The sequence below is a fragment of the uncultured Tateyamaria sp. genome, assembly GCF_947497045.1.
Classification (GTDB): Bacteria; Pseudomonadota; Alphaproteobacteria; order Rhodobacterales; family Rhodobacteraceae; genus Tateyamaria.
This window is the reverse complement of the sequence record NZ_CANMEU010000008.1, coordinates 181,956-189,256: the sequence shown is the minus strand read 5'-3', so window position 1 is coordinate 189,256 and position 7,301 is coordinate 181,956. Positions and strand designations below refer to the sequence as shown.

Genomic DNA, 7,301 nt, shown 5'->3' with positions numbered 1-7,301 from the left:
CTTGCACGAGTCCGAGCTCTTTGCTCAGGATGTTCAACAGCCACGCCTTCTTGAAGCGATTGAACAGCGCCCCATTATCCTCAGAGCGAATAGAGCTGAACGACCGGGAGAACCGTTCATAGGAATCGATGAGATGATGGTCAAATTCAAACGCCTTCATAAAAATACCTTATCAATTCCCACGTGGCTAAATGATCTTGAAGCAACGAATTGTCTCTACAAACTACCAAAGCGTTCCTGAAGCGTGTTTGCCCCGTTCGAAGCATCCTTGCGTGTGAAACATCATGGTCGGATGCAACTGACGAAATGTCCAGCAGCTCATGTGCTTGAAAATCACGACGACAAAGGATTGCATTCGACAGTGGTGATCGGATGCTTCAGGCTCTGGACCTTAACGTAGGAGCTATGTACTGCCGCGTTATTTAATTAACTGAGCCATCGGCTCGACGTCATCCCAATGCTCAGTTGTGGAAAGGGTCCTCGCTCGGCGGGCAATCTGGTCATAGTCAACAGGATTGAAATGCCAGAGGTCTACGCCAACATTTACTGAGTTTCGGGACCCTAACCAGTTATTATGCACGTGTCCAAAAAGCTGCAATGCGCCTCGGCGCGCGTGATTCCAAGTGATCATCGGATAATGGCATAGCGTGTTGAGCTGCCTTTGGGGGCCGTCGCGCAACTCAACAAAATGGCTCATTGAGTTCCAAGGAAGGTCAAGGGTCGGCTGATGGTCGTGATTTCCGATCACGAGATGGTGCTCGGCACCCGGTAACTGACCAAAGATGCCCTCAAGGTAGGCACTGTCTTTCGCTTTTCGACCAAAGGCAAATCTCCGAGAATCCACAACTGGTCCTCTGAGCCAACGACCTTCCACATGTTCTCTAGCAGCGCGGTATCCATTTGGGATATTGTTTCGAATGGCCTATTGCACATGTGCAGGATGTTTTCATGGCCGAAATGCGTATCCGCCGTGTACCAGATTGCCATCGGGATGCCCTTTGAAAACTTAACCGACAAAGCCACGGAATTGTTCGGGCACATAATCGAGCGCAAGTAGCTTCAAAAGGAGCAAATCCAATGGCAATTGCGTTTCGGACCAACTTGTTTGTTCACGTAGGACTTCAAGGTCATAACCGCCACGCTTGTTCACGTCGATCCGTATCTCGCGTCCGTTCATGAAATCCCAGAGAACCAGCGGGCTACACGCACTGCCATCGTCAGGATGGGGTCCGAAATTATCGCACTGACCCAGAATTGCTGGCAGTGCCTCGATTAATACATCCCAAGTCTCACGCTTCTCTGCCTTTGTAAGCAATCTCGCACCAGCATCGACATTGCGGCTGGCCGACTTGAGCAGGATAACCGGCGCGAATTTGGTTCGGATGTCTTCTTCTAGATTTATGGACGCCGCTATCACAGCTTGATCTCACTTTCTGATTGCGGTTGCTCAAGTATCTCTATGATTTGTCTATCAGTTTCGTCGCGGTTCTGCCGCACAAGTGCATAATCTATCAATTCGAAGCGAATGGTCGTCTTCTGTCCCGTCGATTGCACTTCGATTTGAAAGACAAAATCACATCCCGCTAGTGGATCCTCACTACGCGGATACTTGAATTGATAGGCCGCCGGTCTCCCGATGGCTGTAATACAAGGAGTCTCTACATCAAATTGTCCGCCTGACACACCAATCAAGGACCGCAAGTTGCCCTCTCCAGACGCCGCGACAGTTTGTCTATCCAAGTCTACTAGATCCGAGATGAGGCCATCCGAACTGTGCAAGTACAGCATATGGGATTCATAAGCATCCAGCCGTTCATAGGACGGTGGGCCAAATGCTTCTTTGACTTGCTCAAATACCGCCTCTGCAGATGGGCGATCATTTTCTGTCGCCACAACTGTTCGGTGCACACCTAACACACGTCTGTCCAATGCGTCAGTTGCGAGCGGCAAGACAATTTCTTCGTAGGGCGCATTTCCCATTCGCATGGTGGGTGTCACCCAAGGAGAGACCAGCCTCTGCACATATTCATACTGAAATTCGCGTCCATTTGCGCTTCGCGCATTCATGGTGACGGTCTCGGCTGCAAGGCTTTGATCAAAATATCCTTCTATACTCTCCTGGGCAGAGACTAAAGAAACGCCAGGGCTTATATCAAGAACGGCGTAGGGTGTGTTCGTTGCCATAAACTCCGATGTCGACGGCACCAAAGTATTGTCCGCGAACGCCAGCATCGGCGTTACCGCCAGTAATCCTCCCATGGCTGCGATATGGGAACTTTCCCTCTTCTGGATCAGCCAACTGAGAGCATTTTGGATTCTTGCCGCCATGATCACCTCCTGTAGCGAAGTTCAACACGAATGTATCTTAAAACAGGTAGAGTTAAAACAGGCGATCCTCAATAGACTTATGTGTGAAACGAACGCCAAAGAGTCCTCTCAGAGATACAGTTGCCCGAAACATGCGAAAGCTTCGGGCCGAACGCGCATGGTCCCAAGAACGACTTGCTGAGGAAGCTGGTTTAAACAGGACTTATTTAAGTGCCGTAGAGCGTTCAGAGCAGAACATTTCGATAGACAATCTATACCGTGTCGCGACCGGACTAGGAGTCGACAGCTGGGTTTTGCTGAAGGACTAAGAGTTTCGCAACTAACATGAATTTATGCTTATGACTGAAATCTGCACTCATATGCCTTACTGACAACTGCGTAAAATGGTGAGCCGTGCAGGGTTCGAACCTGCGACCCGCTGATTAAAAGTCAGCTGCTCTACCAACTGAGCTAACGGCCCCACTAGGCGGCCTATCTAGAAAGCGCAGGCCTAAGGGTCAAGCCGATTCTCATATGTTTTCCTGCGACATACTGGATTCCTGAAAATCCCAGCGTTATATGCGGCGGATGCAACAGAACCCAACCATCGGTTTGCCCTTCCTCAAGATGCACGGGCTGGGCAACGACTTTGTCGTGATCGACGCGCGTGCGGTGCCTGTATCGCTGTCAGCAACGCTGGTCACGGCGCTGGCGGACCGACATCGCGGTGTTGGATTTGATCAACTGGCAGTCATCACGCCAGGCGATGATCTCACGCTCACATTCTACAATGCGGACGGGTCCCTCTCTGCGGCCTGTGGCAATGCCACCCGCTGTATCGCCGCACGAGAGATGGGGATACGCGACACCAACGCGCTCAGCATAGACATCACCGGGCGGGGCACATTGCAGGCAACGCGCAACAGCACTGGCCTCACCTCTGTGAACATGGGACATCCTGTTCTGGACTGGCAGGACATTCCGCTCGCCCAAGAGGTCGACACCCTTGCGCTGCCCATTGATGGCACGCCTGTGGCCACAGGAATGGGCAACCCGCACTGTACGTTCTTCGTCGATGCCGTCGGCGACATTGATCTGCTGACGCGTGGACCTGAAATTGAACACCACCCCATTTTCCCACAACGTACAAATGTACAATTCGCCCAAGTCGAAGGGGTCAACACGCTCCGGATGCGGGTCTGGGAACGTGGCACGGGGGTCACGCTTGCATCCGGGTCATCCTCTTGTGCTGTGGCCGTGGCTGCCGTCCGACGCGGGCTGAGCGAGCGCAAGGTCACCATCCACCTCGATGGCGGCACGCTCTACATCGACTGGCGCGAAGATGGTGTCTGGATGTCGGGGCCCACCGCACACGTCTTTGACGGCACCCTCACGCAATCTTTTTTGGACAGTTTATGAACGCGCCTGTCTTCTCCAATCACGGCTGCCGCTTGAACGCTTACGAAACCAAGGCGATGGAAGAACTTGCCGCCAGTGCGGGCATGGAAAATGCTGTGGTCGTCAACACCTGCGCCGTCACGGCCGAAGCGGTGCGCAAAGCCCGCCAGGACATTCGCAAGCTGCGGCGCACCCATCCCGACGCCAAGCTCATCGTGACAGGCTGCGCGGCACAGACCGAACCGCATACATTCGCGGCCATGGCCGAGGTCGACGCGGTCATCGGCAACACCGAAAAGATGCAGGCAAGCACCTGGGCCGGGCTGGCAGGCGACTTCGGGACCGAGCCGGTGCAGGTTGACGACATCATGTCGGTCACGGAAACCGCCGGGCACCTGATCGACGGGTTTGGCACACGCAGCCGCGCCTATGTGCAGGTCCAGAATGGGTGCGATCACCGCTGTACCTTCTGCATCATCCCCTTCGGGCGGGGCAATTCACGCTCCGTACCCGCAGGCGTCGTTGTGGATCAGATCAAGCGGCTGGTGGATCGCGGCCTGAATGAAGTCGTGCTGACCGGGGTGGACCTGACCTCGTGGGGCGCGGATCTGCCGTCAGAGCCGCGCTTGGGCGATCTTGTGATGCGGATCCTGAAGCTGGTGCCCGATCTGCCCCGCCTGCGGATCAGCTCGATCGACTCGATCGAAGTGGATCCCGCGCTGATGAAAGCCATCGCGACCGAACCCCGGCTGATGCCACATCTGCATCTCAGCCTGCAACACGGGGATGATTTGATCCTGAAGCGGATGAAACGGCGACATCTGCGCGATGATGCGATCCAGTTCGCGCAAGACGCCCGCAAGCTGCGCCCAGACATGACCTTTGGTGCGGACATCATCGCAGGCTTTCCCACGGAAACCGACGCACATTTCGAGAATGCGCTAAAGCTGGTGGAAGACTGCGACCTGACATGGCTGCATGTGTTTCCATACTCGCCGCGCCCCGGCACACCGGCGGCGCGAATGCCGCAAGTTCAGGGGCCACAGATCAAGGAACGGGCCGCACGGCTGAGGGCAGCGGGGCAAGCGCAACTGTCAAAGCACCTCAGGGCGCAAGTCGGACGCACACATCACATCTTGATGGAAAACCCAACCATGGGACGCACAGAGCAATTCACCGAAGTCACGTTCGACAGGCCGCAAACCGAAGGGCAGATCGTCGTCGCCAATATCCTTGGGCATAGCGAAACACGACTGATCGCCTGAACCACTACGCACGCCCGCCCAGACATTCCTGTTCCAAGCAGTCCCAAGACAGTCCCCCTTTCAACCTCGCCAATCAAATACTGCGTTGTCTTAGGCAGGTAAGGCGCAGGTGTCCTGCGCCACGAAAAAAGCCCCGCCTGACAGACGGGGCTTTTTCGCAATCTCATGTTGAGCGTATTACTTCCCTTTGTAACGCGCTTTCACCGGTGCCCAAATGCGCTTGTTGGTCAGGTACAACAAGACCGACAGGATTGTCAGGAACACGACACCTACAAACCCGGCCTGCTTGCGCGCAACCAGCTTCGGCTCGGCTGTCCACATCAAAAACGCGGATACGTCCTCTGCCAGATGATGCAGGTCGGTTGCGTGGCCATCCGCGAATTCGACGTCATCACCATAAAGCGGGGGGGCCATCGCAATCCAACCACCGGGGAAGGTCTTGTTCTCATAGAGGACCGTACCCGCTTCTTCCTTCTCTTCGCCAGTATAGCCGTGCAGCAACGACGCAATGTATTCTGCGCCGCCAATGCCGTTCATCAACTGATTGATACCAAGGCCATAAGGTCCGTGAAAACCCGCGCGGGCTTTGGCCATGAGGCTCAGGTCAGGCGCGTTTTCAAGGTTGGAGGCCGGGAAGTGATCATTGGGTGAAGCCACGCGGAAGTCATCCAACTCTGCGTCGAATACCTCGTAGAGCTCAGAATATGCGCGGACCTGATCCTCGGGCAGATCAGGACCACCCTCATCACCCAACGTCCGTAAGGGGACATATTCCAAGCCATGGCAAGCCGAACAAATCTCGGTGTAGATCTGCAAGCCGCGCTGCAACTGGTTCTGGTCAAAGGTGCCGAACGGGCCGTCAAACGAGAAATCGATATTCTCGACATGCCCGCCCTCGCCAGCGGCGAAAGCACCGGTGGCCAGCATGACAGCTGCCACCGCACTTACTGCAAGTTTCTTGAACATGTGCAGTCTCTCCTTATTCCGCGGGCTGGGCCGATGGGGTGGACCCCGCATCGTCGCCAGTCACATGTGCGGCAAAGTCTTCTTCGATGGTCTCGGGTTGCGCATCCGGCTTCTCGATCACACCCAACAAGGGCAGAATGACGAGGAAGTAGGCAAACCAGTACGCCGACCCAATCAGTGCGATGTAGGGGTAAATCCCTTCAGCCGGGCGGGCACCCACCCACATCAGCACAAAGAAGTTCACCACAAACAGCCAGAACCACCACTTGAACATCGGGCGATACCGACCCGAGCGGACCGACGACGTATCGAGCCATGGGACAAGCGCCATCACGACAATTGCGCCGAACATCGCCAATACCCCAAAGAACTTGGCGTCGATGATGCCGCCCGTCAGGGTCGATGCGATGATGACCACCCAAACATCACCGTCAAAGGCGCGCAGGATTGCGTAGAACGGTAGGAAATACCATTCAGGCACGATGTGAGCCGGTGTCGCCAGCGCGTTGGCTTCGATGTAGTTGTCGGGGTGACCGAGGTAGTTGGGCATAAAGCCGACAACCGCAAAGAACACCACCAGGATCACGGCCAGCGCGAACAGGTCCTTGATCACGAAGTAGGGCCAGAAGGGCAGTGTGTCTTTCTCGGCCTCTTCCTTGGACGTGCGGCGCACATCGACGCCCGTGGGGTTGTTGTTGCCGGTCGTGTGGAAGGCCCAGATGTGCAGGATCACAAGACCCGCAATCACAAAAGGCAGCAGATAGTGCAAGCTGAAAAAGCGGTTCAGCGTGGCGTTGTCAACGGCGGGCCCACCCAGCAACCACGTCTGCAGCGCTTCACCCACGAAAGGCACGGCACCGAACAGGCCGGTGATCACTGTGGCACCCCAGAACGACATCTGACCCCATGGCAGCACGTAGCCCATAAAGGCAGTGCCCATCATCAACAGATAAATCAGCATCCCGATGATCCACGTGATCTCGCGCGGGGCCTTGTAGGACCCGTAGTAGAGACCGCGGAAAATGTGGGCGTAAACAGCCACAAAGAACAGCGAGGCACCATTCATGTGCAGATAGCGCAGCATCGCACCGCCATTGACGTTGCGCATGATGTGTTCAATCGACGCAAAGGCGTTATCGACATGCGGGGTGTAGTGCATCGCCAGAACGATGCCCGTAACGATCTGCAAAGCAAGGCAGAAGGTCAGAACGATACCCCAGATCCACATCCAGTTCAGGTTCTTGGGCGTGGGGATCATCAAGGTATCATACATAAGCCCAACAATGGGCAACCGCTTGGCCAGACCCTTTTCCCAAGCCGCCTTTGGTTCGTAATGGTCGTGAGGAATTCCAGACATGCGCTCTT

Annotated in this window: 8 protein-coding genes and 1 tRNA gene; 3 read left to right on the top strand and 6 right to left on the bottom strand. The window is 55.3% G+C overall.

Translation table 11 applies throughout. The annotated features are described in order from the left end of the window. Positions 1 to 418: 418 nt before the first annotated feature. From Q0859_RS16090 to Q0859_RS16080, 3 genes are all read right to left on the bottom strand, one after another. Entirely contained in the window at positions 419 to 844 is a 426-nt protein-coding gene (locus tag Q0859_RS16090) for a metallophosphoesterase (RefSeq protein WP_299152995.1), read from the bottom strand. Between the two features lie 162 nt (positions 845 to 1,006). Beyond that, entirely contained in the window at positions 1,007 to 1,417 is a 411-nt protein-coding gene (locus tag Q0859_RS16085; protein ID WP_299152993.1) for a hypothetical protein, read from the bottom strand. Beyond that, positions 1,414 to 2,328, bottom strand: coding sequence for a hypothetical protein (locus Q0859_RS16080; RefSeq protein WP_299152992.1), 915 nt, complete (start codon positions 2,326 to 2,328; stop codon positions 1,414 to 1,416). Before Q0859_RS16080 ends, Q0859_RS16085 begins: the two co-directional genes overlap by 4 nt. 131 nt (positions 2,329 to 2,459) lie before the next feature. Here Q0859_RS16080 and Q0859_RS16075 point away from each other — a divergent pair, with 131 nt between their 5' ends. Further along, on the top strand, positions 2,460 to 2,636 hold the full coding sequence (locus Q0859_RS16075; protein WP_366523212.1) for a helix-turn-helix transcriptional regulator: 177 nt from the start codon (positions 2,460 to 2,462) through the stop codon (positions 2,634 to 2,636). 76 nt (positions 2,637 to 2,712) lie between these two features. Here the strand turns inward: Q0859_RS16075 and Q0859_RS16070 are convergent. Then, positions 2,713 to 2,788, bottom strand: a tRNA-Lys gene (locus Q0859_RS16070). Between the two features lie 98 nt (positions 2,789 to 2,886). Between Q0859_RS16070 and dapF the strand changes: the two genes are divergently transcribed. Both dapF and mtaB read left to right on the top strand, forming a co-directional pair. Then, complete coding sequence (dapF, locus tag Q0859_RS16065; protein ID WP_299152987.1) at positions 2,887 to 3,726, top strand: diaminopimelate epimerase; 840 nt, start codon at positions 2,887 to 2,889, stop codon at positions 3,724 to 3,726. Next, positions 3,723 to 4,970 (top strand): tRNA (N(6)-L-threonylcarbamoyladenosine(37)-C(2))-methylthiotransferase MtaB, encoded by a 1,248-nt coding sequence (gene mtaB, locus Q0859_RS16060; protein WP_299152984.1) that lies wholly within the window; start codon positions 3,723 to 3,725, stop codon positions 4,968 to 4,970. Before dapF ends, mtaB begins: the two co-directional genes overlap by 4 nt. 177 nt (positions 4,971 to 5,147) lie before the next feature. Here mtaB and Q0859_RS16055 read toward each other — a convergent pair whose 3' ends face one another. After that, the gene (locus Q0859_RS16055; RefSeq protein WP_299152982.1) at positions 5,148 to 5,936 is read right to left on the bottom strand and encodes a cytochrome c1; all 789 of its coding nucleotides are present in this window, start codon (positions 5,934 to 5,936) and stop codon (positions 5,148 to 5,150) included. A gap of 13 nt (positions 5,937 to 5,949) precedes the next feature. Further along, entirely contained in the window at positions 5,950 to 7,293 is a 1,344-nt protein-coding gene (gene petB, locus Q0859_RS16050) for a cytochrome b (RefSeq protein ID WP_299152980.1), read from the bottom strand. Between the last annotated feature and the right edge of the window lie 8 nt (positions 7,294 to 7,301).